Consider the following 25,058-nt stretch of genomic DNA (forward strand, 5'->3'; position numbering starts at 1 on the left):
AAGTCGAGAAGGCGCTGGTCGCCTCGCGAACGAAAGTTCTCGACGGGCGCATCTCGGCTTCGCTCGATGCTGCTCGAACCGAACGGGTGTGCATCTAGTAGATGCCCCCCTCCCTTGCCAAGAAGTCGCTATCGGAGCGGACCTTGTCGGGCTTGGCGATCACGGGCTCGGGCTTGCCGACCGCGCGGCGGGGCTCGCTCTCGGGCTTGAACGCTTCCCAGATGATCGCGGGCTTATATTCGCCCGGGTCCGGCCAGCCGCTGAACACCTTCTTGCCCGTCCGCCGATCGATGCGGACCATGCGGATGCCGGCGGGCGCCTTGAAGGGGACGACCGGCATGCCCTCCATCGCTGTTGCCGCGAACTGGCGGAAGATCGGCGCCGCGATCGTGCCGCCCTGCGCATAGCCGCCGAGCGGACGGGGCTTGTCGAAGCCCACGTAGAGCCCGCCGACGAGATCGGCCGAGCCGCCGACGAACCATACGCTGGTGGGGCCGCTGTTCGTGCCGGTCTTGCCGAACATCGGCCGGCCGAGATCGCGCAGCGCGGTGGCGGTGCCGCGCAGCACCACGCCCTCCATGATGTGGACCATCTGATAGGCGCTCATCGCATCCAGCACCTGGCCGCCGCGCGGGGCGGGGCGGGGCATGGCGCCGCCATTCCAGTCCTTGGCGTTGCAGCCCTCGCAGGGCCGCGTGTCGGCGCGCCAGATCACCTTGCCGTGGCGATCCTGCACATAATCGATCAGCGTCGGCTTCAGGCTGCGGCCCTGATTGGCGAGCATGGCGACGGCGTTGGTGAGGCGCAGCACCGTGGTTTCGCCCGCGCCCAGCGAATAAGCGATATAGGGCGGATAGGTGCCCACCCCCATCGCCTTGGCGAGGCTCACCACCTTGTCCATGCCGGTCTGGCTGGCGGCGCGCACCGTCATCAGGTTGCGCGACTGCTCGACGCCCCAGCGCATCGTCTGCGGGCCGGCATAGCCGCCGGAGAAGTTGCGGAAGCATTTGGTGCCGAGCGACGCTGTCTGGAACACGCAGAAGGGGGAATCGTCGATGATCGAGGCGGGGGTCATGCCGCTCTCGAGCGCGGCCGAATAGACGATCGGCTTGAAGGCCGAGCCCGGCTGGCGCAGCGCCTGCGTGGCGCGATTGAAAGGCTCGCGCGGATCGAAGCCGCCCTGCATCGCCAGCACCTGCCCCGTATGCGGATTTTCCGCGACGAAGCCGCCCGAGACGACCGGGATCGAGCGCAGCGCCCAGGCATCGCCCGAGCGCGCGACCAGCACGACATCGCCCGCCTTCAGGAAATCGAACGCGCGGCCGCCGACGCCGCGCTTGGGCTGGTTCGCGCCCCAGGTGGGGAGCTTGCCCTGGCTGCCGTCCATGAAGCCGATCGTGGCGGTGCCCGATGACTTTTCCAGCACGACCGCCGCGCGCCATTCGGGCAGGCCGGTCAGCGGATTGAGCTTGCGCAGCGCCGCCTGCCAGCCCGCGCCGGGATCGATCGCGCCGACGCGCCCGCGCCAGCCGCCGGCCGAATCGTAGCGCAGCAGGCCCTGCCGCAACGCCTGCTCGGCTGCTTTCTGCATCACCGGATTGAGCGAGGTGCGGACCCACAGGCCGCCCGTATAGACGCCGTGATTGCCCTTTTCGTCCGCCTCGCCATAGCGATCGATCAGTTCGCGGCGGACCTCCTCCATGAAGTGGCCTTCGAATTGGCGCTCGACATCGCGGCGCGCGTCGGAGCGGGGCACGGTGCCGAGCGGAGCGGCATCGGCGGCCGCCTGCTGATCGCCGGTGATATAGCCGTTGGCGTGCATCTCGCGCAGCACATAGGCGCGGCGCTCCTTGGCCCGATCCTCATGGCGATCGGGATCGTAATTGGACGGCGCCTTGGGCAGGATCGCCAGATAGGCGACCTCGGGCAGGGTCAGCTGATCCACGTCCTTGCCGAAATACGCGCGCGCGGCGGACTGCACGCCATACGCGTTCCGGCCGAGGAAGATCTGGTTGAGATAGAGTTCGAGGATCTGCTGCTTGGTCAGCACCTGTTCGATGCGGACGGCCAGCACGGCCTCACGGATCTTGCGCGAGGGCGAATATTCGTCGCCGATCAGCAGATTCTTCGCGAGCTGCTGGGTGATCGTCGAGCCGCCGTGCGCGCGCTCGCCCGATCCGTATTTCGTCACATATTCGTAGACGCCGTTCAGGAAGGTGAGCGGATTGACGCCGCTGTGGTGGAAGAAGGTCTTGTCCTCGGCCGAGATGAACGCCTCGATCAGCGGCTTGGGCAGTTCGTCGAAGCCCAGTTCCACCCGGCGCTCGCGCGCGAAGCTGTAAACGGGCGTGCCGTCGATCGAGCGGACGTTGGTGGGCAGAGGCGGCTCGTAGGCGAGCAAGGCATCCGTGGACGGAAGCCCGCGGATGAACAGGAACCAGAAAATGGCCCAGCCGATCGCGAGCAGGCCGAACAGAGCCAGCAGCCAGCGGACCCAGCGTTTGCCGAGCCACGGCGGCAAAGACGACGAACCGCCGCCGCGACGAAGTGCGATCCTCATGCCACACCTCGCCCGTCATCCCCGCGCAGGCGGGGATCCATTCGCGCGGCCTTCACGAGAAGAACGAACGCCGGGGCCATGGATTCCCGCCTGCGCGGGAATGACGGAGGGAGAGTCACGAAGCGTCGGCGTCCTTACTTGGGCTTCCGGAAGCGATAGACGAACTGATCGGTCTTGCCGCGCAGCGAGGGATCGAACACCTTCAGGTCATGCTTGTCGGCGGGGTTGGCGAGCACCTTGCTCTCGCCGTCGAACACGAAACCGGCGGCGACCACTTCGGCCTTCACCGCGGCGGGATCGATCCGGTGGAGATCGTTCGTGTTGGCGAGGCCCGAACCGGCCGCCGCCGCATGATCCAGCACGACATAGACGCCGCCCGGCTTCAGCATCTGCAGCACGAGGCGGTTGAAGGCGACCACGTCGACGCCCGCCATATTGTGGAGATCGTGATAATTTTGCGAGGTCCAGACGACATCGGCCACGCCCTGCGGCGGCGGCGCCATCAGCGGATCGTGCACCACCTCGACGTTGGAGCGGCCGGCGGCGGCGGCATTGGCGCGCTCCAGCGCGGTCTGGCTCTTCACCAGCATCTCATCGGGGATGTAGGCGATCACCTTGCCCTTGGGGCCGACCACATCGGAGAAGAGGCGCGTGAAGTAACCGGCGCCGGGCAGCGTATCCACCACCGTCATACCTGCCTTCACGCCGGCGAACTTCAGCATTTCGGCGGGCTTGCGATCGGCGTCGCGATCCTTGTCGGCCTGCGGGCGACCCTTGTCCGCCACGGCGGCGGAGATGGAAACCTGCGCGACGGCGGGCGCCAGCGCGACAGTGGAGAGGAGAAAAGCGGCTCCCAGGCGGTGCAACAACTTCATCACGGATCCTCCCTGTCTTCGGTGCGCTCGATGCGCTGCCGGGCGAAATGGGCCTCGACCGCGCGACGGATACCGGTTGCGATCTTCTCGCGATAGCTCTTCGAGGTGAGCAGCGCGAGATCGTCGTCGTTCGAGATGTAACCCGTCTCCAGCAGGACCGAGGGTACGTCCGGCGCTTTCAGCACCATCAGGCCGGCATATTTGTGGAAGTCGGGCTTCAGGCCGATCAGCGGCGACAGCTCGCGCTGGACGAGCGTGGCGAAGGCGGAGGAGACGTTCATCGTCTCGCGCTGGGCGAGATCGATCAGGATCGAGGAGACGTCGTTCGTCTCGCGGGAAAGATCGACGCCGTTGATCACGTCCGCCTTGTTTTCGCGCGCGGCCAAAGCGGAGGCGACACGGTCGGACGAGGTTTCGGAGAGCGTGTAGATGCTCGCCCCGCGCGCGGCGGCCGTGGGCGCGCTGTCGCAGTGGACCGAAATGAACAGGTCCGCGCGCAGCCGCCGCGCGATCTCGCGCCGCTCGGCCAGCACGAGGAAGCGGTCGTCGGACCGGGTGAGTGCCACCCGCACCTTGCCGGAGGCGACGAGGCTGTCGCGGATCGCCTTGGCGATCGTGAGCGCGACATCCTTCTCGTTCGTGTCGCCCTTGGCAGAGGAGGAGCCGGGATCGTGGCCGCCATGGCCGGCATCGATCACCACCAGTGGCAGGCTCGCCTTGGCCGGGCCCTCGACGGGGGGCAGCCGGAAGCGCGAAGGGCGTGGGGGGATGTCGGCCACGGCACGGTTGGGCGGCGACGCGGCGATCACGGGCGCTGCGACGAGGCAGGCGAGGCAGAGAAAAGCGCGCACGGCCGGGGCTCTAACGGAGGATCGTCTCAAAGGGAATCCGTCGGGCGGTGGAGCGTTCGCGCCTTTTCACGGGCCTCGTGCGTTTCCCCGCAATCCCACCAGAGGACGAAGGAGACGGAGATGCCCGACCACTCGCATGACGATTATGCCAAGGAACTGAGGTCGCTGCTCGATCGCATTCAGGCGCATCCGGAGCAGGACTGGACGCAGGAGCGTGCCCGGATCGTCGTTCTCAACGAACTGATCTCCGGCCGGAAGGCCGCGGCCGTCAACTGATCCGAATCCTCCCTGCGGGGAGGATTCATTTCTGTTTTCCTTGCGCGCGCGACGTTCCCGTCACCGCGATTGCGACGATCTCTCCATCATTTCATCCGATGTTCCGTCCTTGCCGATAGCCGGGGGCGATGCTAGCTATACGGCTCCGATTTGTGGCGAACCTCGCCTCGGATACGGATGTGCCGCCGCTGGGAAGCGTTGGCCGCAATCAGGTTGAAGCCGCATGAGCCATTTTTCCCTCCTGTCCGATGTCGCGATTGTCGACGCGGGCGAGGGCGTCGCCGGAGCGCATCGCGCTTCGGGTGGCCGTGCCGCAGAGGCATTGTTCACAACATACGACGGCATCGTCGCCCGCAGCGCCACTGGCGTTCCGGGAGCGAAGCCGTCGAATCGCGCCGCGCGCAATGATCGCAGCGGCGCCCGGAGATCTTTTAATGAGCATGCGTATGTTGATCGACGCGCGCCACCGGGAGGAAACCCGCGTGGCCGTCGTCAAGGGAAACCGCGTAGAAGAGTTTGATTTCGAGTCCGAAGAGCACAAGCAGCTCAAGGGCAATATCTATCTCGCCAAGGTAACGCGCGTGGAGCCGTCGCTGCAGGCGGCCTTCGTCGATTATGGCGGCGGCCGTCACGGCTTCCTGGCCTTCTCGGAAATCCACCCGGATTATTACCAGATCCCCAAGGAGGATCGCGAGGCGCTCCTGCGTGAGGAAGCCGAGCATGCCGCCGAGGAAGAGGCGCTGCGTGCCCGCGAGGCCGGCGACGACGAGGACGAGGACGATATCGAGGCGGTCGAACGGCTCGATGACGATGGCGGCCGCGAAACGCTGGATGCCGCCGAGGATTATGGCGCCGATGGCGAGGGCGAGGATGTGCCCCGGCCGACTTCGGCCGGCGCCGACGACAGCTCCGCCGTGGAGTCGCTCCGCCAGCGCCGCATGAACCTGCGCCGCCGCTACAAGATTCAGGACGTGATCCGCCGCCGCCAGGTGCTGCTGGTCCAGGTCGTGAAGGAAGAGCGCGGCAACAAGGGCGCGGCGCTGACCACCTATCTCAGCCTCGCCGGCCGTTATTGCGTGCTGATGCCCAACACGTCGCACGGCGGCGGCATCAGCCGGAAGATCTCCAATGCGGGCGATCGCAAGCGGCTGAAGTCGATCCTGTCCGAACTGAACCTGCCGAGCTCGATGGGCTGCATCGTCCGCACGGCCGGCCTCCAGCGCACCCGGCAGGAGATCAAGCGCGACTTCGATTATCTCGCCCGCCTGTGGGACGAGATTCGCGAGAAGACGCTGACGTCCGCCGCGCCCGCCGAAATCTATCGCGACAGCGATCTGATCAAGCGTGCGATCCGCGATATCTACAATAAGGATATCGACGAGGTGATCGTCGAGGGCGAGGACGGCTATCGCGCGGCGCGCAGCTTCATGAAGCTGCTGATGCCGACGCACGCCAAGAAGATCCTGCCCTATCAGGATGCGACGCCTCTGTTCCAGCGCTTCGGCGTCGAGGATCAGCTGGCGGCGATGTATCAGCCGGTCGTCCAGCTGAAGTCGGGCGGCTATCTGGTCATCAATCCGACCGAGGCGCTCGTCTCGATCGACATCAACTCGGGCCGTTCGACGCGCGAGCATAATATCGAGCAGACCGCGACCGCGACCAATCTGGAAGCCGCGCACGAAATCGCCCGCCAGCTGCGCCTGCGCGACATGGCCGGGCTGGTCGTGATCGACTTCATCGACATGGAATCGTCGAGCAACAACCGCAAGGTCGAACGCGCGATGAAGGAAGCGCTGAAGAGCGATCGCGCGCGCATTCAGGTGGGCCGCATCTCCGGCTTCGGCCTGTTCGAGATGAGCCGCCAGCGCCTGCGCACCGGCGTGCTCGAAGCCTCGACGCGCGTCTGCCACCATTGCGAGGGCACGGGCTTCATCCGCACCGCCAGCTCGTCCGGCCTGCAGGCGATGCGCCTGCTGGAAGAGGAGGCCGCGCGCGGCCGTGGCAGCCAGATCCGCCTGCGCGCCAGCCAGGAAGCGGCGCTCTATGTGCTGAACCGCAAGCGCCCCGAACTGGCCGATATCGAGGATCGCTACGGCGTGACGATCGAGATCGTCAGCGACGGCACGCCGGAAGGCGCGCGCATGACGGTGGAGGCCGGCGGCCCGCCGCCGAGCCATGCGCCGCGTCTGCCTGCGCCGGTCGAGATCGAGATCGACGATGACGATCTGATCGAGGAGATGGACGAGGCCGAGGAGTTTGAGGGCGACGCCGAGGAGGAGCGCGGCGAGCGTTCCGATCGCGAAGCCGGCGAGCGCGAGGGTGGCGATCGTGACGGCCGTCGTCGTCGTCGCCGCCGCCGCCGTCGTGGCGGTCGTCGCGAGGAAGGCGAAGGCGCCGAGGGCGCCGAGGGCGCCGAGGCCGCGTCCGACGAGGCGCAGGACGAAGGCGAGGCGGACGAGACCGTCGCAGCCGATGCCGATCAGGAGCCGGCTGAGACGGGCGAGACCGTCGCCGCGGAAGGCGAGGGCGAGCGCAGCTCGCGCCGTGGCCGTCGTGGCCGTCGGGGCGGTCGTCGCGGTGGATCGCGTGAAGCCGAAGCGCCCGTCGTCGAGGCGGATGCCGAGCCCGTCGTCGAGACGGTAACGGCGGAAGACGCCCCGGCCGAGCCCGTCGTCGAGGCTGCCGAGGAAACCCCCGCGCCGCGCCGTCGTCGTTCGCGTGCCAAGAAGGCCGATGTCGCTGCCGAGCCGGCGGTGGAAACGGCCGTGGTCGAGCCGGAACCGGTGGTCGAGGCGGCGCCCGAGCCCGTGGCCGAGGAAGCGGCGCCCGCGCCGCGTCGTCGTCGCACCCGCAAGGCTGCCGCCGCCGAGGCTGCGCCCGAGGCGGTTGAGGCTCCCGTGGCCGAGCCGGTCGTGGAGGAGGCGCCTGCGCCCAAGGCCCCGCGCCGTCGCAAGGCGCCTGCGAAGGCTGCGGCCGTCGTGGAAGAGGCTGTCGCCGCACCGGCTCCCGCAGCCGACGTGGACGCAGAGGCGCCCGCCGACGCTGCCGAGCAGCCGGAAGGCGATGCCGAGGCACCCCGTCGCGGCTGGTGGCAGCGGACGTTCGGCGCCTGAGCGCGCCCGTCTCCCGCTAGAGGGATCTTCAGTCGTGGTTCAGCGGCGCGGAGCGAAGGATCGGGCGATGGCTCGCCTGACCCGTTCGTTCCGCGCCGCGATCGCCGGGCTGGTCGGCCTCGTCCTGGCCGCCCAGCCCGTCGCCGCGCAATCGATCCTGCGCGATGCGGAGACCGAGCAGTTCATGCAGGAAATCTCGGCGGGCATGGCCAAGTCGGCCGGGCTCTCGCCGGGCGCGCTGAAGCTGGTGCTGGTCGGCGACAATTCGATCAACGCCTTCGTCGCCGGCGGCCAGATCATCTACATCAATTCCGGCACGATCGAGCAGTCGGACAATTATAACGAGCTGCAGGGCGTGATCGCGCACGAGCTGGGCCATATCGAGGGCGGCGATGCCGTCCGCACCGGCCTGGCCGCCAGTTCGGCGATGCGGGTGACATTGCTCTCGCTGCTGCTGGGCGCCGCCGCGATGGCGGCGGGTGCGCCCGAGGCGGGCATGGCCGCGATGATGGCGGGCCAGTCGGCGGCCGAAGGCAAGTTCATGGCCTATAGCCGCCAGCAGGAAGGCTCGGCCGACGCTTCGGCCGTGCGCCACCTGACCGACGCGCACCTCTCCGGCAAGGGCATGGTGACCTTCTTCGCCAAGCTGCGCCGCGAGGAATATCGCCTCACGCCCAGCTACACGAAGATCGACACCTATGACGTCGATCACCCGATGACCGACGATCGCGAACGGTTCCTGCGCGATACGCTGTCGGGCGAGCCTTACTGGAACCAGCCGCTGGATCCGGTGCTGCAGGCGCGCTTCCTGCGGATCAAGGGCAAGCTGGTCGGCTATATGGACGATCCCGATCTGGTCCTCCGCAAATATCCGGAGACGAACCAGAGCGCGGAGGCGATGTATGCGAGGGCCTATGCCTGGCATCGCGGCGCCTATCCCGAACGCGCGGTGCAGGAGATAGACCGGCTGGTGGCGACCGCGCCGCACGATCCCTATCTGCTGGAGCTGAAGGGGCAGATCCTGCTGGAGAGCGGCAAGCCGGTGCTGGCCATCCCGCCGCTGCGCGAGGCGACCGCGCGATCGGGCAGCAATCCGCTCATTTCCTCCACGCTGGGCCACGCCCTGGTCGCGAGCGACGATCCCGCCAATCTGGCCGAGGCATCGAAGGTGTTGAAGGTGGCGGTGCAGCGCGACAATGAGAATCCGTTCGCCTGGTACAATCTCGGCCTTGTCTACACCAAGCTGGGCGACGAGCCGCGCGCCTCGTTGGCGACGGCGGAAAAATTCAGCCTCGAAGGTAATCCGGGCATGGCGGCGCGCAGCGCGGACATGGCGATGCGCGGCATCCCGGTCGGCACGCCCGATTATATCCGCGCGCAGGACATCGCGCTGACCGCGCGCGACGAAGCACAGAACAAGAAGGGCAGACGTAGGTGACACGCAGGCAGGGTTGGTTGATGGCGGGCGTGGCAGCTTTGGTCGGCGTGGCGGGTGGTGCGATCGGCACGCGCGCCGTGGCGGAGCAGGCCGGCGCACCGGTGGCGGGCAAGGCCGCGATCGAGGCGATCGTCCACGATTATATCCTCGCCCATCCGGAGATCATTCCGGAGGCGATGCAGAAATTGCAGGCCCGCGAGAATGCGAAGGCGATCGATGCGGACCGGATGGCGCTGCAGAAACCGTTCGGCAGCGCCTGGGCGGGCAGCCAGTCTCCCAAAGTCACGCTCGTGATGTTCAGCGATTATAGCTGCGGTTACTGCCGGGCCAGCCTGCCGGACGTGGCGCGGCTGCTGGCCGAAAATCCGGACCTGAAAGTGGTGTGGCGCGAGATCCCGGTGCTGGGACCGGACAGCGTGGCGGCGGCGCGGGTGGCGCTGGCGGTGGCGAAGGACGGCGATCGCTATCTGCCGTTCCACAAGGGCCTGTTCCAGGCGGGCCGCCCGGACAAGGCGACGATCGCGAAGGTAGCCTCCGCGGTGGGGCTCGATGCGGGCAAGCTGGCCGGCGAGGGCAAAGGCGACGACATCAGCGCCGAGATCGCCTCGAACATGGCATTGGCCGGGCGGCTGGGCGTGAGCGGCACGCCCGCCTTCGTGGTGGGCGACGAATTCCTGAGCGGCGCGGTCGGCTATGATGCGCTGGCCAAGGCGGTGGCCGACGCGCGGAAATCGTAAGGTAACCAGCCTACAGCTTCCCGAGAGAAAACCCCGTTCGTCCTGAGCCCTTCGACTGCCTGCCAAGGCAGGCGCTCAGGGTAAACTACTTCGAAGGACGGGCTTCAGCTGTGTCGTGTGCAGCACGTGCTTGGACTTCGCTAAACACGAACGGGTTTAAACATGTCCGGAGGTCGTCCCCCCGGTCCGGAATTAGCCAACCCTCAATAGGCGTTGGGGTGGACGATCACGCGAAGCGTGCCGAACAGGATCGACATGTCGCGCCAGAGCGTCCAGCCGGCGAGATATTCCAGATCGGCGTTGAGGCGGTTGGCGAGATCCTCGCGATCGGGCGTGGCGCCACGGAAGCCGCGAATCTGGGCGAGGCCGGTGAGGCCCGGCTTCAGCGCGTGGCGATGCCAGTAACGCTCGTCCACTTCCCAGAAGAGCGCATTGCCGGCGAGGCTGCCCAAGGCATGGGGACGCGGGCCGACGAGGCTCATGTCCCCGCGCAGCACGTTGAAGAGCTGGGGCAGCTCATCGATGCTGGTCGAGCGGATCAGGCGACCGATCTTGGTGATGCGATCGTCATCGCGCGAGGCCGAGCGGGCGCCGGCGCGATCCGTGAGATCGTTCCGCATCGAGCGGAACTTGTACATCAGGAAGATGCGGTTGCCCCGGCCCACGCGCGGCTGGCGGAACAGGACCGGGCCGCTGCTGTCGAGCTTCACCGCCAGCGCGACCGCCAGCAGCAGAGGCGACAGGAAGATGAGCGCGGGGATCGTGATCACCAGATCCAGCACCCGCTTGGTGAAGCGGCGGCTGAGATCCAGCGGCGCGCAGGCCACCGCCAGCGTATAATGGCCGGAGAGGCTGCCGATCCCGATCGGGGAGATCGTGTCCAGATCGGTCGACAGGATATAGCCGTTGACGCTCGATCCCTTGAGCAGGAGCGACCAGATCAGGCGCCGTTCGGGCGGGCAGGCGATCACCACGCGATCGACGCCGCGCAGCTGCGCCGCCAGCCGATCCAGCATGTGCGGATCGTGGAGATCGGGATGCAGGTTGGTCGTGTCGGTATCGACGACGATCATGTTCGGCGGCGCGGCCAGTTCCACCCCGTCGCGGATCATCAGATCGTAGAAGAGGTGCATCCCCGTCTTGCGCTTGATGTAGGCGGAACAGGCGAGGCGGCCGCCGGCCAGCGCGATGAAGGTGGAGAGCAGCGCCACGCCGGACGCCATGCGTGACAGCTCGGTGGACGCCTTCATGTAGAAGGAGATGAACAGCACCGCGAGAATCGCGAACATATAGGCGAGCACGGCGCGCGACATGCCGCTGTTCACATCGGAGAGCGTATCCGATCCGAACGCATCGCTGTTGATCGCGATGCCGACATAAACGGGCAGCACGGCGGCGAAGAGATTGATGCCGGGATCGGCCCAGAGATCTCCGAAGCGGAGCAGATTCCCGACGAGGCAACCGGCGAGGATGGCCAGGCAATCGACGATGAGGACGAGCAGGCACAGTCGCAGCCGCAGGGATTGCAGCTCCGAAGGCGCGCTCCGTCCGGATCGCGCCTGCCTCGACATGGCGACTGGCGTATCGAGTTTCATCTCAGACACGCACTGGCTCGGCCCGGCATCGACAGGATACCGCGAGCGCCGTTTTGATCTTGCGCGTTTCCACCCCGCCCCTCACCTGAAACCGCCCTGCATCAAGACTGGATCGCACCGGTTCTGTCACCCCCCAGAACAAGCGGGACACAGCCATTCCTATTCGGATCATCTGTGCGAAAAGCCATTAAACAATTGTATCGCACCTTGCCATGGATAAGCGGACCTCTTCTGAACAACGCACTTCGGACCCGTCGGCGGACAGCCTGCTGGATCGGTTCAGCGCGGGCATGAGGCGCCCGGCCCCGGAATGGCTGGGCCCGCAGGGGCGCCTGACGGCGTGGCTGCTGCTGCTCGCGCTGGGGCTTGCGGCTGTGACGGTCGGGATCGGCGCGCTGTGGCAGACCGGGAGCGCACGGGAGCGGATACCCGCGCTGGCCGGCCAGGGCGAGGGCGTTGCGCGCGATCGGGAGCAGGCGGCCGAGACGGGCCGGGCGCTGGCGCGTCCGGCTCTCGATCCGACGCTGGGCCTGCTCCGCGCGCATCTGCCTCCCGATATCCGGCTGGTCGAGGCCGCGCGGGGCGAGGACGGCGCGCTGAGCCTGGCGATCGACACGCCCGATCCCGATGCGCTGCGCGCGGCGCTGGCCGCCGATTCCCGGCTGGCCCGCTTCCGCGAGCGCGGCCAGGAGGCGCGCGACGACGGCACGATCCGGGTGCGGCTGACGGGCGACATGCTTTGACCCGTCTCCTGTTCGGAACGATCGCCGTCGCGATGATGGTGGTGCTGGCGGGCTGGTCGCTCGCGGCGCGCGACGCTGCGCTTCGGGAGCATGCGCTGGCGGAGGCGGGTGCGCGACCGGCGGCGGTGCGGCTGAGTCGGGGCACGGCGCTGCCGGCGGGTTCAGGCGATGCGGCGGCGCTGCTGGCCGCTCTGGTCGCGGATCGCGGCTCGGCGGCGGGGATACGCCTTTCGGTACGCCCCCTGGCGGCGACCGTGGCTCCGGGCTTCGCGGCGGTGGACGTGGAGGCGCGCGGGCGCGAGACGGCGCTGCGCCAGCTCGCCCGAGCGATCGAGGGGGATCGGCCGGTCGTGCGCTTCGTCCGCTGGTCGATCAGGCCCGGCACGGATGGCTTGCTACGGCTGGAGGCGCGGGCCGTGGCGCCGATCGGGGACGGGCGATGACGCGCGCCTCTCACTGGCTGGTGCGGGGCACCGCGTTCGTCGCGGCGGCGGCGGCCGTGTTCGGCCTGCTCGGTCATCGGCCCCGCACTGTCGTGCCGCCCGCCCCGACGGTGACGCTCGGCGTCGCACAGGCGGGGCCTGTGTCCGAACATCCGTCGGAGCCATTGTTCGCCGAGCCTCCGATCGATGCACTGCCGGCCGCGACGCGCGGGCCGCCGGCCCTGCTCGGCATCGTCGGGCGCCTGTCCGATCCCTTGGTGATGGCGCGCGCGAAGGACGGTGCGGTCCGCACGATCGGACGCGGGCAGGCGATCGACGGCTGGACGCTGGAAAGCGTGGGCGCCGACCGCGCGACCTTCCGACGAGGCGCCGAGGCGCGCGTGGCGGTGCTGCCGCCACGGGATGAGGCGCCCTGAGCGATCGGAGGTGGGGCAGGCGCGCGGTGGGCGGTATGCTCGAAGCGGAACGTGCCTTCGCTCTCGACCCACCCCCAGCCGCTCCCTTTCAGGGGGTGTTGCGGAATTCCCGGCAAACCTATTCCGTTTGTGCTGAGCCTGTCGAAGCACCGTCCTTCTTCTTGAAAACACGAGAGAAAGAAGAACGGCACTTCGACAGGCTCAGTGCAAACGGAGAAAAAAACGCCTTACGCAACGATCCCTTTCAGGGAGGGGAGCTTTTTGCCTTCAATACACCCCTGACAGCTCCACGCTCAGCCTGGCCTTGGGGGGATCCAGCAGCAGGCTGGAGCGGTCGTCGAGCTGGGCTTCGGCGCTGCGGACGCGGGCATATTTGGCGGCGGACGCATTCGCCACCGCCGTCGCATCGCGCAGGATCGACGGGCGCAGGAACACGAACAGGGTCCGCCGCGTCTGCTGGAGCTGGCGGCTCTTGAAGGCGTTGCCGAGAATCGGGATATCGCCCAGCACTGGCACCTGGCTCTTGGTGTTGGTGCGATCGTCGGAAATGAGCCCGCCCAGCACGATCGTCTGGCCGTCGTCGGCCAGCACGGTCGTCTGGATCGCGCGACGATTGGTGATGAGATCGGCCGCGCCCGTGACCGCGCCGACCAGCGAGGAAACTTCCTGGCTCACGTCGAGGCGGACGACATCGCCTTCGTGCACGCGCGGGATGATGCGGAGCGTGAGGCCCACATCCTTGCGCTCGATCGTGGTGAAAGGCGCGATCGTGCCGCCGGTCTGCGACGTGTAGCTGCCGGTGCGGAAGGGCACGTTCTGGCCGACGACGATCTCGGCCGCCTGATTGTCCAGCGTCGTGACGCTCGGCGTGGAGAGCAGGTTCGCCTTGGTCGAGCTGCCCAGCGCCTGCACGAGCAGCTGGAACGTATCGCCGCTGGAGATGGCGCCCGAAAAGCCCGAGGCGCTGGCGAGCGTGCCGATCGGCGTGCCCAGCGTCGTCAGGATCGTGGTGAGCGGCGTGCCGATATTGGAGAAGGAGCTGACTGCGCCATCCACGCCGGGCAGGCCGTTGCCGAGGCCGAACTGGACGCCCAGCGCCTCGGCCGTGTCAGCGGTGACCTCCACGATCGCCGCCTCGATCATCACCTGCGGACGGCGCACGTCGAGCTGATCGATCAGGGGCTGGATCTGGGCGAGGGCGGCGGGCGTGCCGCGCACGACGATCGCGTTCAGCTCGGGCGCGGACTGGACGGCGAGATCGGGCGTGGAGAAGCCGGTCGACGTGGCCGACTGGCTACTGCCGAGGCTCTGCGCCATCGATCCGAGCGAGCCCGAAGAGGAAGAGCCCGATCCCGAGCCGGTCAGCGCGGCGGCGGCATTGGCGAGGGTGGAGCCGTTCGATCCGGTGGCGAGCGTATTGGTGGCGCCGGTGCCCGTGGCGCCCGCGCCGATGCTGCCCAGAGTGTTGATGCTGCTGCCGAAGCGGCTGCCGCCCGAAAGCGTCTGCGCGATCGGGTTGTTCGACTGGGTCTGGCCGCCGAGCAGGCCGGACAGGACCGCAGTGACCGATTCGGCATCCGCGTTGCGGAGGCGGAAGACGCGCGTGGTGGGCGTGGCGCCGCCGGGCAGGTCCATCCGGTCGGCCATGCGGCGCGCTTCGGCCACGGCACGCGCGTCCCCGCGCACGAGCAGGATGTTGCTGCGTTCGTCGATCGCGATGCGGGGCGCGGTATCGCCCTCGCCCCAGAGCGTCTTGAGCGCGGCGCCGACATCCTTGGCGCTGGCCAGCCGCAGCGAGATCGCCTCGAACGAGGGGCCGCGCCCGCCATCCAGCGCGGCGGCGAGTCGCTCGATCCGGGCGATATTGTCGGCATAATCGGTGACGACGATCGCGTTGGGGTTGGTCAGCGGCTCGATACTGCCGAACTGCGCGACGAGAGGACGGAAGACGCGCGCGGCCGTCTCCGGCGAGACGTTGCGGAGGCGGACGAGGCGGCTCGTCACCTGCTGGCCGGTGGAGGAGCCGGGCGCCTCGCGCACCGCCTCCGCCTGCGGCACGATGCGCCAGGCGCGGCCGGTGCGGACGGCGGCGAAGCCGTGGACGCGCAGCACCGACTGGAACAGCTCCCACACGCCGTCCGAACTGAGCGGGGTGGCGGAGGTGACGTTGACGGTGCCGCGCACCTGCGGATCGAGGATCAGGGTGCGCCCGGTGAGGCGTGAGATCTGCTCGGCGACGGCCGCGATCTCGATATCGTGCATGTTGACGACGATGTCGCCCGCGCGGGTGCCGGAGGTGGGGGCTGCCGGGGGCGCGAGGGCTGCGGGTGGAGCCGGGTTGATCTGCGCCGTGGCGGGGCCGGCGGCGGCGGCGATCAGCAGAAGGGGGGTGCGGAAGGTCAAGGTCTGGCCTTAGCGAAGGGGCAGGGAAAGGGTGAGTGTCTGGCCCGCGCGGACGAGATCCACGCGCGCCGTGCCGTTGGTGAAAGCGGTCTGCAGAGCCTGCGGATTGCTCATCGCCTCCGCCATCGCCATGCCGTTGACGCGCTGGATCACATCGCCGGGCTGGAGGCCGGCCTGCCGCATCTGCGGGCTGGGCGCGGTGACGTGGAAGCCGTCGGCGGCGGGAGTGGCGCCGAGGCCCGCGAGCAGGGCCTGCGGCGTGGGCGGCGGCGATGACGGGCCGGTGACGGGTGGCGGCGGCGCCATGGTCGGCGTGGGCGCGGTGACGGCGGGCGTCGCGGCGGCGGTGGCGGGCGCGGTGCCGCTGCGATCGGGGAAGGCGAGCAGGCGGCGCTCGGCCCCGACCGCGATCACGACATGGTCGCTCTCGATCGCATCGATCGTGCCGCCGGCGACGGCGCTGCCGATAGAGAAAGGCGTGGGCGTGGCACCGCCGACCGAGATGAGGGCCGAGGAGGCCGAGCGCGGCTCCGCCATCAGGATGCCGCGCAGCACCACATTGGTATCGGCGGTGCCGGTCGCGGTGGGCGCGGCGGTGCCGAAGGGCGAAAGGCTGACGAGCGTGGCGATGTCCGGCGGGGGCGCGGCGCGCGCGGCGACGGGGGTGGCGCCCATCCGCTCGCCCGGATCGCCCAGCAGCCGCCAGGTCGTGCCCGCCAGCGCGACTCCGACCGAGGCGATGACGGCGGCGGTGAAGAGATTCGCGCCGATGCGGGCCTGACGCGGGCTCATCTCGGCGCGCCCGAATCGACGAAGCCGCGCAGGCGGACGAGCGGCTGGCCGCCGGCGGGCGCGACCGCCACCTCGACGAGGCGCAGGTCCGGATCGGCGCTGGGACGCGCGGTTTCGGCGATCTGCCACTGCTGCCCCAGCATCTCGATCTGCCCCCCGCCTGAGGGTGGACCTTCACCCGCAAGCGCCAGTTCCGCAAGCCGATTCTCCGCGATCCACCGCGCGGTGGTGCGCCGCTCGATGCCGGAGACGGTGTCGATATGGCGTTCGGTGGCGCCGATCAGCCCGGCGGCGGCGATCGCGACGATGGCGAGCGCGACGAGGGCTTCGATCAGCGTGAAGCCCGTCTCGCCTGTCTTTCCCCGTTCGTGCTGAGCGAAGTCGAAGCACGTGCTCCAAGCGCCCCGCCCGCAGCACGTGCTTCGACTTCGCTCAGCACGAACGGTGTTTTTGTGGCGGCGGCGCCTCATGTCGCCGGGGCCGCTTCGGCGCTGGCGTTCACGCCGTCGAAGCGGATACGCCAGCTTTCTCCGCGCGCGGAGAGGCGGGCGTCGAGCGTGGTGCCGCCCTCGTTGCCGCCGATCAGCAGGGGGTGGGGGCCGGAGGCCTCCAGCGCGAGGCCGGCGGGCAGGCGGTGCGGCTCCAGCGCGGGCGTCCGGCTCTCCACCCATGTCTTGCCGTTCCAGCCGAGGAAACGATAGCCGCCCGCATCCCAATCGAGCGCGACGGGCGCGTCCGTCACCATCGTCTCGTCGGCGGCGAGGCGGAGGCGGGTGGCGAGCCTGCGCGCCTCGGCCTGCGCGCCGCCGCCGCCCGCCCGCCCCATCGCCAGCACCACCGCACCCGCCATCACGCCGATGATGGCGAGGACGATCAGCATCTCGACGAGGGTGAGGCCGGATTCCCGTCCGGCAACCGTGCTCCTGCGAACGCAGGAGCCCAGAGCTTCAGATGCGGCGCTCGCAGCCCTGGGCTCCTGCGTTCGCAGGAGCACGAAGGTGTTCTGTGTCGAGCGGTGCCCCCCCACGCGGCCCGCTCAGTTGCTGGAAAGCTTGATGTCGGCGTCCAGGCCCTCGCCGCCGGGCTTGCCGTCCTTGCCGTTGCTGGCGAGATCGAAGCCCCCGCCGGCGCTGCCGGGCGAGGCGTAGACATAGGGGTTGCCCCAGGGATCGACCGGCAATTTGTCGAGATAGGCACCGGCCGCATAATTGCGCGGCGCGGGCTCGCCCGAAGGCTTGGAGACGAGCGCGGCGAGGCCCTGCGACGTGGAGGGATAATCGCCATTGTCGAGCCGGTACATTTTCAAGGCGGCCGAGATAGACCTGAGATCGGTCTGCGCGACGGTGACGCGCGCCTGATCGGGGCGGCCGATGATGTTCGGTACGATCAGGGCCGCCACCAGCGCGATGATCGCCAGCACGACGATCATCTCGACGAGCGTGAGGCCCTGTTCGCGCTCCGGCACGCGATGCGACACTTCGGTTGCGTAGGCGCTTGGATTCATTCTCATCGGCTCTACTATAAACCCGTCTTATGCGAAGGCCATTGCCCCTGCCGACCTACTCCGCCGGCATGGCCCCGGACCAGCTCCCTATTGAGTCAGGGTCCGGCATCTGGACGATCGACGGCGACAGTCTCGTGAATCTGGAGCGGTTCGATCTCGGCCCGGCGATCGTGCTGGTGCCGAGCGAGGAGATATTGCTGCTCTCCGTCGACCTGCCGATCGCGAGCGCGCGGCGGCGTCTGGAGGCTTTGCCCTTCGCGATCGAGGAACGGATCGCGCAGCCGATCGCCGACATCCATGCGGCGCTGGGCGCGGAACTGGGCGCGCAACGCTATCTTGCGGGCGTGATGGCGCGGGAGCGGATGCAGCGGCTGACAGAGCTGCTGATCGCCAGCGGGCTGGGGCAGGCGACTGTGGTGCCGGACGTGCTGGGCCTGCCGTTGCCGCCGCCCGGCGCGTGGAGCCTGGATGTCGCCGGGGACCGCGCTCTGGTGCGCGCCGAGGATGGGACGGGCTTCGCGCTGCCGCGCGCGCATCTGGTGGCGGCGTGGGCGGCGTCGGCGCGGCCGCGCGTGATCCTGTATGGCGGGGCGGCGCCCGAGGAGATGGCGGCGGAGGCCGGGACCTATGAGGATGCGGGGCTGGCGGCGCGGCTGACGCAGCCCGCGCTCGATCTGCGGCAGGGGCGTTTCGCCGCACCGCGCCGGAGGATCGCGCCTTTGTGGCGGCGGGTCGCGATCGTCGCGGCGGCGGGTATCTGCGCGCATGCGGCGATCGCCGGCGTCGATACGATCGCGGTGCAGCGGATCGCCACGAACAGGGCGACGGAGATGCGCGCGCTGGTCCAGCAGGTCGCGCCCAGTGCCGTGATCGGTGACGACGTGGCGGCGAGCGCGGCCGAGATATTGCCCGCGAGCGGGGCGGGGCCTTCGGGCTTCCTGCCTCTGTTCGTGCGCGTGGGGGGAGCGTTGAAGCCGCTCGGCTCCGCGATCCACATGCACGCCATCTCTTATGACGCCTCGGCCGGCACGATGAGCATCGAGGTGGAGGCCGCGACGATGGAGGGGCTGCAGCAGGTGGGCTCGGCGCTCACGGCGGCGGGCCTTTCGGCGCAGGCGGGCGCGGCGAGCCAGAGCGACGGCAAGGCGGCGGGCGCGTTCCTGATCCGGGGCGCGGCATGAAGCTCGGCCGTCTGGAGCCCGTCCGGGATCGGGGCACGGCGTGGTGGGCCGACCGGAGCCAGCGCGAGCAACGCCTGCTCGCCGTGCTGGCGGTGATCGGGCTGGTCGCATTGGTGCTGGTGGCGGTGGTGCGGCCGCTGCAGACGGCGCGCGCGCGGGCGGTGGCGGACATCCGCACCTATGACATGCTGGCGATGCGGCTGCGCGCGGCAGGTCCGGGGCTTGGCGCACCGGCGCGGCGCGGGCCGCCCGCTTCCGTGGTGGCGGCGAGCGCGGGAGCGACGGGCGTGATCGTCCAGCGCGTGGAGCCGGAGGGCGGGCGGCTGACGGTGGTGCTGGCCGATGCGCCGTTCGATGCGGTGCTGCGCTTCGTGGCCGATCTGGAGCGAACGAGCGCGCTGCGCGTGAGCGAGGCGCGGATCGAGGCCAGCACGAGCGGGCCGGGGCTGGTGACGGCGCGGTTCGTGATGGCGGGCGGATGATGGCCGTTTCCGGTTCTTCCGTGCTCCTGCGAACGCAGGAGCCCAGAGCTACAAGCGACGTATTCGTAACCCTGGGCTCCTGCGTTCGCAGGAGCATGGTGGACTTTTTCTCCGCCGTTCGTGCTGAGCTTGTCGAAGCACTGTCCTTTTCTTCGTCGATCGGCGGAAGAAGCAGGACGGCACTTCGACAGGCTCAGTGCGAACGGAGGAAATGGAGAGGGGGCGCTGATGTCCACGCAATCTGACGACGTCATCCCCGAAGAACGCACCGCGCGCCTGCCTTATGGCTTTGCGCGCGCGCAGGGCGTGCTGGTGGTGGGCGAAGAGAGCGGACCGGTGTGCCTGCATCGGCCCGGCGCGGCCTTGCCCGCCTTGCTGGAGGTGCAGCGCCTGTTTGGCAGCGGCCTGCCGTGGCGCGGCGTGGCGGATGCCGAGTTCGAGCGGGCGCTGCAGGCGCATTATCGGGACACGGCGGGCGGCGCTGCCGATATCGCGACCGAGGCGGATACCGATCTGGCGGCGCTGGCGGACAGCGCCAGCGCGGTCGACGATCTGCTCGACATGAAGGATGACAGCCCGGTCGTCCGCCTGATCAACGCGCTGCTGCTGGAGGCGGTGAAGGAGCGTGCCTCGGACATCCATGTCGAGACGCAGGAGCGGCGGCTGATCGTGCGCTTCCGCGTGGATGGCGTGCTGCGCGACGTGGTGGAGCCCAATCGCGCGCTGGCGCCTTTGCTGGTGAGCCGCATCAAGGTGATGGCGCGGCTGGATATCGCCGAGAAGCGGATTCCGCAGGACGGGCGCGTCACGGTGCGCGTGGGCGGGCATGAGATCGACGTACGCGTCTCGACCATTCCCACCCAGCATGGCGAGCGCGTGGTGATGCGTCTGCTGGATCGCGGATCGGTGCAGCTGGATCTGGCGACCTTGGGCCTGCACGGGCGCGATCTGGCGCTGTTCGAGCGGCTGCTGCAGCGGCCGCACGGGATGCTGCTCGTTACCGGGCCGACGGGCTCCGGCAAGACGACGACGCTCTATGCGGCGCTGGCCAAGCTCAACGATCGCAAGCGCAATATCCTGACGGTCGAGGATCCGATCGAATATGAGCTGGCGGGCATCGGCCAGACGCAGGTGAACGCCCGCACCGACATGAGCTTCGCGCGGGGCCTGCGCGCGATCCTGCGGCAGGATCCGGACGTGATCATGGTCGGCGAGATCCGCGATCAGGAGACGGCCGAGGTGGCGGTGCGCGCGGCGATGACGGGGCATTTCATGCTCTCCACGCTCCACACCAATTCGGCGGTGGGCGCCGTCACGCGGCTCGTCGACATGGGGGTGGAGCGTTACCTGCTCGCGCCGATGCTGGTGGGGCTGGTGGCGCAAAGACTGGTGCGGCGGCTGTGCGCGGTCTGCCGGCGCGAGGAGCCGGCGGATGCGCGCGACGTGGCGCTTCTGGACGGGGCGATCGCGGAGGGCGAGCCGGTGTGGCGCAGCGTCGGCTGTCCGTCGTGCCGGGGCGAGGGCTTCCGGGGGCGGCAGGGGCTGTACGAGATCGTGGCGGTCGATCCGGCGATGGCGGCGTTGATCCACGACGGCGCGCCCGAGGCGGCGCTGGTGGCGCATGCGCGGCAGCATGGGCCGGGGCTGCTCGATGAAGGGCTGGCGGCGATCCGCGCGGGCGAGACGACGGTGGAGGAAGTGGCGCGGGTGACGCGGGACGACGTTGGATGATGTATTCCCTCGTCATTCCCGCGAACGCGGGAACCCAGACTGCAACCGTGGGACTGGGTTCCCGCGTTCGCGGGAATGACGGATTGGTGTGCGTGCGGTCATGTTCGGATGGGAGCTGCTGATGGCGGCTTTCACCTACAAGGCGGTGGATGCGGCGGGGCGCCAGCAGAAGGGCGTGATCGAGGCGGCGAGCGTGGCGGGGGCGCGGGCGGCCCTGCGCGAGCGCAAGCTGCTGCCCATGTCGGTGGAGGCGAGCAGCGCGAAGGCGGGCGTGACGGCCTCGGCACCGGCGGGGCTGCGCTGGTTCCGGCCGCGCGTGTCGGCACGGCAGCTTTCGACCGCGACGCGCCAGCTGGCCACGCTCATCGGCAGCGACATCGCCGTGGAGGAGGCGCTGGGTCTCGTCGCCGGGCAGGCCGAGACGAACCGGATGCGCTCCCTGCTGCTGGAGATGCGCGGGAGCATCCTCGACGGGCGGAGTCTGTCGGCGGCGATGGCCGATCAGCCGCAGGCCTTCCCCGATTATTATCGCGCCTCGATCGCGGCGGGCGAGCAGAGCGGCAAATTGGGCGAGGTGCTGGGGCATCTGGCCGATTTCGTGGAGAGCCGGCACCGCGCGCAATCGAAGGTGCAGATGGCCCTGCTGTATCCGGCTTTGCTCGCTACCGTCAGCCTCGCCATGATGGTGCTGCTGATGGTGTATGTGGTGCCGGATATCGTCCGCGTGTTCGAATCGCGCGGGGCCGATCTGCCCTTGCTGACGCGCGCGCTGATCGGGCTCAGCCATTTCGTGCGGAGCTTCGGCTGGATCGTGGCGCTGTTGATCGTCGGCGGGCTGATCGGCGGGCAGAGGTGGCTGGCGGTGCCGGCCAACCGGCTGACGTTCGACCGGATGCTGGCGACGAAGCGGCCGACGGCGCGGCTGGTGCGCCAGTTCGCGGCGGCGCGCTTCGCGGCCACGCTGGGCCAGCTCGTGCAGAGCGCGGTGCCGTTGGTGGAGGCGCTGGGCGCGGCGGCGGCGACCACCTCCAACCGCTATGTGCGCGAACAGGCTTTGTCCGTGGCGGCGAAGGTGCGCGAGGGCGGGAGCCTCTCTCAGGCGATGCGGCAGGCGGATGTGTTTCCGGCGATGCTGATCGCGATCGTGGCGAGCGGCGAGGCGAGCGGGCGGCTGGGCCCGGCTCTGTCGCGCGCGGCGGGCGAGCTGGATCGCGAGCTGGATGCGCTGATCACGGTGGTGGTGGGGCTGGTGGAGCCGGCCGTGCTGCTGCTGATGGGCGGCGTGGTGCTGATGATGGTGCTGGCGATCCTGTTGCCGATCGTGAACCTCAACAATCTGGCGGGGGCGTGAGGCGGAACGGCCGTGCTCCTGCGAACGCAGGAGCCCAGAGCTTCAGGCGGTGCGTGCGTGGCCCTGGGCTCCTGCGTTCGCAGGAGCACGGTGGCTACATGGCCTCGTCGATCACCAGCCCCTGCGCGAACGGGAGCGCCGCGGCTCCGGCGGGCGTGAGGGCGAGATGCAGGCGGCCGGCGGCGATGCGGCCCTCGAAGAAACGGACGCGCGAGCCTTTGGCGGGGGTGGTCTCGATCCGGGTGGTGCCGTCGGGCAGAGGCAGCAGGCGCGTGATGAGCGCGGGAACGGGATTGGGCTGGCCGCCGCCGATGGCCGTGCAGCTGCCGGCGTCGCTGGCGATCTCGCCGGTCGCCTCCGAGCGGGTGCCCGCGATGCGAAGCTGGCGCAGGGTGATCGTGAGCGCGGCATCGCAGGCGAAGGGCAGGCGTGGGCCGAAGGCGGAGAGCAATCCGCCGCCGCCGCTGCCGGCGAACCCTTCCAGCAGGGTGCCGCCGGGCGACACGGTGGCGGCGCCGGCGAGATCGGTGCCCGCGCCCGTCATCCGCACGTCGGCGGCGAAGGCGAGGCTGGCGAGCGAGCGCCACGGTGCCCAATGCCATTCGAGGCGATATGCGCCGTCGACCACGGCCTCGCCATTCCATAGGGTGCCCGCGACCGCCCAGCGCGGATCGCCAGACAGAATGAAACGGGCGGGGACAGTGACGATGAGCGCGACCAGATATGCGGCGAGGCCGATCGCGAGCCAGGGCCAGGCGCGGCGGATCGCCCCCGCCACGGGCGCGCGCTGAGATGCGGCCGGATCGCCGCCGGCTGTTGCTGTCTCTGCCGCCAGCCCTTGCCGCATCGTGCCTGCCCTCTTTCCTTGCGCCCGCGCGGGCGGCGAAGACGTTGCCGCCGGCCGCCTTGCTCGTGCCGCTCACCGGCGCGAACGCCGCGCTCGGGCGCAGCATGGCGCGGGCCGGGGGGCTGGCGCAAGGCAAGGATGGCAAGGGCCTGATCGTCGCCGATACGGGCGGCACGCCGGAGGGCGCGGCGGCGGCGGCGCGGGATGCGATCAAGAAGGGCGCGGGGCTGATCCTCGGGCCGCTGGCGGCGGCGGAAGTGGCGCCGGTCGTGGCGGTCGCGGGAAGCGTGCCGGTGCTGGCGTTCAGCAACGATCTGGCGCTGCGCGAGAGCGGCGCCTTCCTGCTGGGGGTGACGGCGGATCAGGCCGTATTGCCCCTGCTCAATTATGCCCGCTCGCGCGGGGTGCGGCGGGTGGCGGTGCTGGCGGGCACGGACGCCTGGGGGCTGCAGGTGGCGGCGGCGGCGAAACTGGCGGCGGTGCGCGGCGGGCTGGATCTGGTGACGGCGCCGGCGGGATCGGCGCTCGATGCATTCCTGCGCGGGCCGGGGGCGCCCGACGCGCTGCTGGCGAGCGGCGATCTGGTGGCGCCGGCGCGCGCGATCGGCGATTCGGGCGTGCAGTTGCTGGGCGCCTTCACCGGGCTGGACGCGGCCCCCGCAACGCTGACGCAGATCGAGGGGGCGTGGCTCTCCGCACCCGATCCGGCCGGCTTCCGCACCTTCGCCGATGCATTCGAGCAGGCCAATGGCGTGGCACCGGGCGTGATTGCGGGCCTCGCTTTCGACGCGGCCACTATCGCGCAGACGCTGCGGAAGGCGGGCTCGATGGATCGATCGGCCCTGCTTTCGGGGCGGAGCTTCGACGGCGTGTGCGGCGCGGTGCGCTTCCGCGCGGACGGGAGCGCCGCGCGCGCGATGGCGATCCTGGCGGTGACCAAGGGCAATTATCTGCTCGCCCAGCCTGCGGCGGCATGATCTCGCATGACCCCCGTTTGCCCTGAGCGTGTCGAAGGGCCGTCCCTTTCTTCCCCCTTCGGGGCAGAAGAAGGACGGTGCTTCGACACGCTCAGCACGAACGGAGAGGGGAGCGTCGAGGGAGAGGCTGGCTTCACCCTGATCGAGATGATCGTGGCGCTGGCTTTGTTCGCGCTGATCAGCCTGGCCGCCTTCGCCCTGGTGGAGACGGTGCTGTCCGTGCAGCGGCGGACCGACAGGCGGCTCGACCGGATCGCGGAGCTGGATCGCGCGCTGTATCTCGTCGGCTCCGATTTCGGGGCGCTGAGCGACGGGCCCTTCCTGATGAACGGGGCGGTGGGGATGCGCCGCAACGCGGCCGGCGGGCAGGTGCTGGTGGGCTATGCCCTCGTCGGCAATGTGCTGATGCGATCGCGGGGGATGGAGCCGCGTGCGCTCGTTTCGGGGGTGGAGGCGGCGGCATGGCGCTTTCACCGCCCGGACGGGTGGCAGGAGGTGCCGACCCGCTTGCGTGAGCAGGGGCGGCCGGATGCGGTGGAGATGACGTTGCGGCTGGCGGCGCAGGATGGGGCGCCGGGGGGCACGCTGCGGCGTGTGATCCTGCTGCCGGCCGCACCGTGAGGCTTTCCCCGTCCGTCATCCTGAACGTGTTTCAGGATCCATCGCCCTCCGCTCGCACCGGGCGCGCGGGTGGAGAAGGCGGGTCATCGATCCTGAAACACGTTCAGGATGACGTTGGGAAG

Annotated in this window: 22 protein-coding genes and 1 pseudogene; 13 read left to right on the forward strand and 10 right to left on the reverse strand. The window is 69.4% G+C overall.

Annotation, left to right across the window (positions count from 1 at the left end):
• Nucleotides 1-94: 94 nt before the first annotated feature.
• From HL653_RS07500 to HL653_RS07510, 3 genes and pseudogenes are all read right to left on the reverse strand, one after another.
• Nucleotides 95-2,560, reverse strand: a complete 2,466-nt coding sequence (locus HL653_RS07500; protein WP_171743970.1) for a penicillin-binding protein 1A — start codon at nt 2,558-2,560, stop codon at nt 95-97.
• Between the two features lie 134 nt (nt 2,561-2,694).
• A complete protein-coding gene (locus tag HL653_RS07505; protein ID WP_171746835.1) occupies nt 2,695-3,435 on the reverse strand; it encodes a class I SAM-dependent methyltransferase in 741 nt (246 codons plus the stop codon).
• A pseudogene (locus tag HL653_RS07510) lies at nt 3,435-4,178 on the reverse strand (N-acetylmuramoyl-L-alanine amidase); the annotation flags it as partial. The gene HL653_RS07505 and the pseudogene HL653_RS07510, both read right to left, overlap by 1 nt.
• A 228-nt stretch (nt 4,179-4,406) precedes the next feature.
• On the opposite strand from HL653_RS07510, the gene HL653_RS07515 reads away from it, so the two are divergent.
• The 4 genes from HL653_RS07515 (at nt 4,407) to HL653_RS07530 (ending at nt 9,850) form a co-directional block, all read left to right on the forward strand.
• Nucleotides 4,407-4,562, forward strand: coding sequence for a hypothetical protein (locus HL653_RS07515; RefSeq protein WP_171743972.1), 156 nt, complete (start codon nt 4,407-4,409; stop codon nt 4,560-4,562).
• Nucleotides 4,563-4,996: 434 nt separating this feature from the next.
• Nucleotides 4,997-7,675: a ribonuclease E/G gene (locus HL653_RS07520; RefSeq protein ID WP_171743973.1), complete on the forward strand. Its 2,679-nt coding sequence runs from the start codon at nt 4,997-4,999 to the stop codon at nt 7,673-7,675.
• Nucleotides 7,676-7,742: 67 nt separating this feature from the next.
• Nucleotides 7,743-9,113, forward strand: a complete 1,371-nt coding sequence (locus HL653_RS07525) for a M48 family metalloprotease (protein ID WP_171743974.1) — start codon at nt 7,743-7,745, stop codon at nt 9,111-9,113.
• Between the two features lie 20 nt (nt 9,114-9,133).
• The gene (locus HL653_RS07530; protein ID WP_171743975.1) at nt 9,134-9,850 is read left to right on the forward strand and encodes a DsbA family protein; all 717 of its coding nucleotides are present in this window, start codon (nt 9,134-9,136) and stop codon (nt 9,848-9,850) included.
• Nucleotides 9,851-10,053: 203 nt separating this feature from the next.
• Here the strand turns inward: HL653_RS07530 and HL653_RS24135 are convergent, their stop codons facing one another.
• Nucleotides 10,054-11,445, reverse strand: a complete 1,392-nt coding sequence (locus tag HL653_RS24135; protein ID WP_253718007.1) for a sugar transferase — start codon at nt 11,443-11,445, stop codon at nt 10,054-10,056.
• A gap of 290 nt (nt 11,446-11,735) precedes the next feature.
• Here HL653_RS24135 and HL653_RS07540 point away from each other — a divergent pair, with 290 nt between their 5' ends.
• Genes HL653_RS07540 through HL653_RS07550 form a run of 3 tightly spaced genes read left to right on the forward strand, consistent with a single transcriptional unit; the run spans nt 11,736 to nt 13,047 of the window.
• Complete coding sequence (locus HL653_RS07540; protein WP_171743976.1) at nt 11,736-12,188, forward strand: hypothetical protein; 453 nt, start codon at nt 11,736-11,738, stop codon at nt 12,186-12,188.
• A complete protein-coding gene (locus HL653_RS07545) occupies nt 12,185-12,631 on the forward strand; it encodes a hypothetical protein (RefSeq protein WP_171743977.1) in 447 nt (148 codons plus the stop codon). The genes HL653_RS07540 and HL653_RS07545 overlap by 4 nt, the downstream gene beginning before the upstream one ends.
• The gene (locus tag HL653_RS07550) at nt 12,628-13,047 is read left to right on the forward strand and encodes a hypothetical protein (protein ID WP_171743978.1); all 420 of its coding nucleotides are present in this window, start codon (nt 12,628-12,630) and stop codon (nt 13,045-13,047) included. The genes HL653_RS07545 and HL653_RS07550 overlap by 4 nt, the downstream gene beginning before the upstream one ends.
• A gap of 267 nt (nt 13,048-13,314) precedes the next feature.
• On the opposite strand, the gene gspD is transcribed toward HL653_RS07550, so the two are convergent.
• From gspD to gspG, 5 genes are read right to left on the reverse strand one after another with little or no spacing between them, the layout of a single operon-like run.
• A complete protein-coding gene (gspD, locus tag HL653_RS07555; RefSeq protein WP_171743979.1) occupies nt 13,315-15,450 on the reverse strand; it encodes a type II secretion system secretin GspD in 2,136 nt (711 codons plus the stop codon).
• 9 nt (nt 15,451-15,459) lie between these two features.
• Nucleotides 15,460-16,242 (reverse strand): type II secretion system protein N, encoded by a 783-nt coding sequence (locus HL653_RS07560; protein WP_171743980.1) that lies wholly within the window; start codon nt 16,240-16,242, stop codon nt 15,460-15,462.
• A complete protein-coding gene (gene gspI / locus HL653_RS07565) occupies nt 16,239-16,712 on the reverse strand; it encodes a type II secretion system minor pseudopilin GspI (protein WP_171743981.1) in 474 nt (157 codons plus the stop codon). Before gspI ends, HL653_RS07560 begins: the two co-directional genes overlap by 4 nt.
• Nucleotides 16,709-17,236 (reverse strand): GspH/FimT family pseudopilin, encoded by a 528-nt coding sequence (locus HL653_RS07570; protein ID WP_253717688.1) that lies wholly within the window; start codon nt 17,234-17,236, stop codon nt 16,709-16,711. Before HL653_RS07570 ends, gspI begins: the two co-directional genes overlap by 4 nt.
• 42 nt (nt 17,237-17,278) lie before the next feature.
• Entirely contained in the window at nt 17,279-17,746 is a 468-nt protein-coding gene (gene gspG, locus HL653_RS07575; RefSeq protein WP_171743982.1) for a type II secretion system major pseudopilin GspG, read from the reverse strand.
• Between the two features lie 41 nt (nt 17,747-17,787).
• Between gspG and gspL the strand changes: the two genes are divergently transcribed.
• The 4 genes from gspL to HL653_RS07595 all read left to right on the forward strand — a co-directional run bounded on the left by gspL (nt 17,788) and on the right by HL653_RS07595 (nt 22,491).
• Nucleotides 17,788-18,927 carry a type II secretion system protein GspL gene (gspL, locus tag HL653_RS07580; RefSeq protein ID WP_171743983.1) on the forward strand — a complete coding sequence of 380 codons (1,140 nt, stop codon included), beginning with the start codon at nt 17,788-17,790 and terminating at the stop codon, nt 18,925-18,927.
• Nucleotides 18,924-19,409 (forward strand): type II secretion system protein GspM, encoded by a 486-nt coding sequence (gspM, locus tag HL653_RS07585; RefSeq protein WP_171743984.1) that lies wholly within the window; start codon nt 18,924-18,926, stop codon nt 19,407-19,409. The genes gspL and gspM overlap by 4 nt, the downstream gene beginning before the upstream one ends.
• A gap of 228 nt (nt 19,410-19,637) precedes the next feature.
• Nucleotides 19,638-21,140: a type II secretion system ATPase GspE gene (gene gspE / locus HL653_RS07590; RefSeq protein WP_171743985.1), complete on the forward strand. Its 1,503-nt coding sequence runs from the start codon at nt 19,638-19,640 to the stop codon at nt 21,138-21,140.
• Between the two features lie 121 nt (nt 21,141-21,261).
• On the forward strand, nt 21,262-22,491 hold the full coding sequence (locus tag HL653_RS07595) for a type II secretion system F family protein (protein WP_171743986.1): 1,230 nt from the start codon (nt 21,262-21,264) through the stop codon (nt 22,489-22,491).
• Nucleotides 22,492-22,585: 94 nt separating this feature from the next.
• Here HL653_RS07595 and HL653_RS07600 read toward each other — a convergent pair whose 3' ends face one another.
• Nucleotides 22,586-23,338 carry a hypothetical protein gene (locus HL653_RS07600; protein ID WP_171742661.1) on the reverse strand — a complete coding sequence of 251 codons (753 nt, stop codon included), beginning with the start codon at nt 23,336-23,338 and terminating at the stop codon, nt 22,586-22,588.
• Between the two features lie 44 nt (nt 23,339-23,382).
• Here HL653_RS07600 and HL653_RS07605 point away from each other — a divergent pair, with 44 nt between their 5' ends.
• The gene (locus HL653_RS07605; RefSeq protein WP_367613596.1) at nt 23,383-24,315 is read left to right on the forward strand and encodes an ABC transporter substrate-binding protein; all 933 of its coding nucleotides are present in this window, start codon (nt 23,383-23,385) and stop codon (nt 24,313-24,315) included.
• A gap of 6 nt (nt 24,316-24,321) precedes the next feature.
• On the forward strand, nt 24,322-24,936 hold the full coding sequence (locus HL653_RS07610) for a prepilin-type N-terminal cleavage/methylation domain-containing protein (protein ID WP_171743988.1): 615 nt from the start codon (nt 24,322-24,324) through the stop codon (nt 24,934-24,936).
• Nucleotides 24,937-25,058: the final 122 nt, after the last annotated feature.

This window comes from Sphingomonas sp. AP4-R1 (genome assembly GCF_013113735.1).
In the GTDB taxonomy this organism is placed as follows: Bacteria; Pseudomonadota; Alphaproteobacteria; order Sphingomonadales; family Sphingomonadaceae; genus Sphingomonas_I.

Excerpts from the sequence above, each read along its gene's own strand:
- HL653_RS07500 (WP_171743970.1), bottom strand. The coding sequence starts at position 2,560 with ATGAGGATCGCACTTCGTCGCGGCGGCGGTTCGTCGTCTTTGCCGCCG.
- HL653_RS07505 (WP_171746835.1), bottom strand. The coding sequence starts at position 3,435 with ATGAAGTTGTTGCACCGCCTGGGAGCCGCTTTTCTCCTCTCCACTGTC.
- HL653_RS07515 (WP_171743972.1), top strand. The coding sequence starts at position 4,407 with ATGCCCGACCACTCGCATGACGATTATGCCAAGGAACTGAGGTCGCTG.
- HL653_RS07520 (WP_171743973.1), top strand. The coding sequence starts at position 4,997 with ATGAGCATGCGTATGTTGATCGACGCGCGCCACCGGGAGGAAACCCGC.
- HL653_RS07525 (WP_171743974.1), top strand. The coding sequence starts at position 7,743 with ATGGCTCGCCTGACCCGTTCGTTCCGCGCCGCGATCGCCGGGCTGGTC.
- HL653_RS07530 (WP_171743975.1), top strand. The coding sequence starts at position 9,134 with ATGGCGGGCGTGGCAGCTTTGGTCGGCGTGGCGGGTGGTGCGATCGGC.
- HL653_RS24135 (WP_253718007.1), bottom strand. The coding sequence starts at position 11,445 with ATGAAACTCGATACGCCAGTCGCCATGTCGAGGCAGGCGCGATCCGGA.
- HL653_RS07540 (WP_171743976.1), top strand. The coding sequence starts at position 11,736 with ATGAGGCGCCCGGCCCCGGAATGGCTGGGCCCGCAGGGGCGCCTGACG.
- HL653_RS07550 (WP_171743978.1), top strand. The coding sequence starts at position 12,628 with ATGACGCGCGCCTCTCACTGGCTGGTGCGGGGCACCGCGTTCGTCGCG.
- HL653_RS07560 (WP_171743980.1), bottom strand. The coding sequence starts at position 16,242 with ATGAGCCCGCGTCAGGCCCGCATCGGCGCGAATCTCTTCACCGCCGCC.
- gspI (WP_171743981.1), bottom strand. The coding sequence starts at position 16,712 with ATGAGGCGCCGCCGCCACAAAAACACCGTTCGTGCTGAGCGAAGTCGA.
- gspG (WP_171743982.1), bottom strand. The coding sequence starts at position 17,746 with ATGAATCCAAGCGCCTACGCAACCGAAGTGTCGCATCGCGTGCCGGAG.
- gspM (WP_171743984.1), top strand. The coding sequence starts at position 18,924 with ATGAAGCTCGGCCGTCTGGAGCCCGTCCGGGATCGGGGCACGGCGTGG.
- gspE (WP_171743985.1), top strand. The coding sequence starts at position 19,638 with ATGTCCACGCAATCTGACGACGTCATCCCCGAAGAACGCACCGCGCGC.
- HL653_RS07595 (WP_171743986.1), top strand. The coding sequence starts at position 21,262 with ATGGCGGCTTTCACCTACAAGGCGGTGGATGCGGCGGGGCGCCAGCAG.
- HL653_RS07600 (WP_171742661.1), bottom strand. The coding sequence starts at position 23,338 with ATGCGGCAAGGGCTGGCGGCAGAGACAGCAACAGCCGGCGGCGATCCG.
- HL653_RS07610 (WP_171743988.1), top strand. The coding sequence starts at position 24,322 with ATGACCCCCGTTTGCCCTGAGCGTGTCGAAGGGCCGTCCCTTTCTTCC.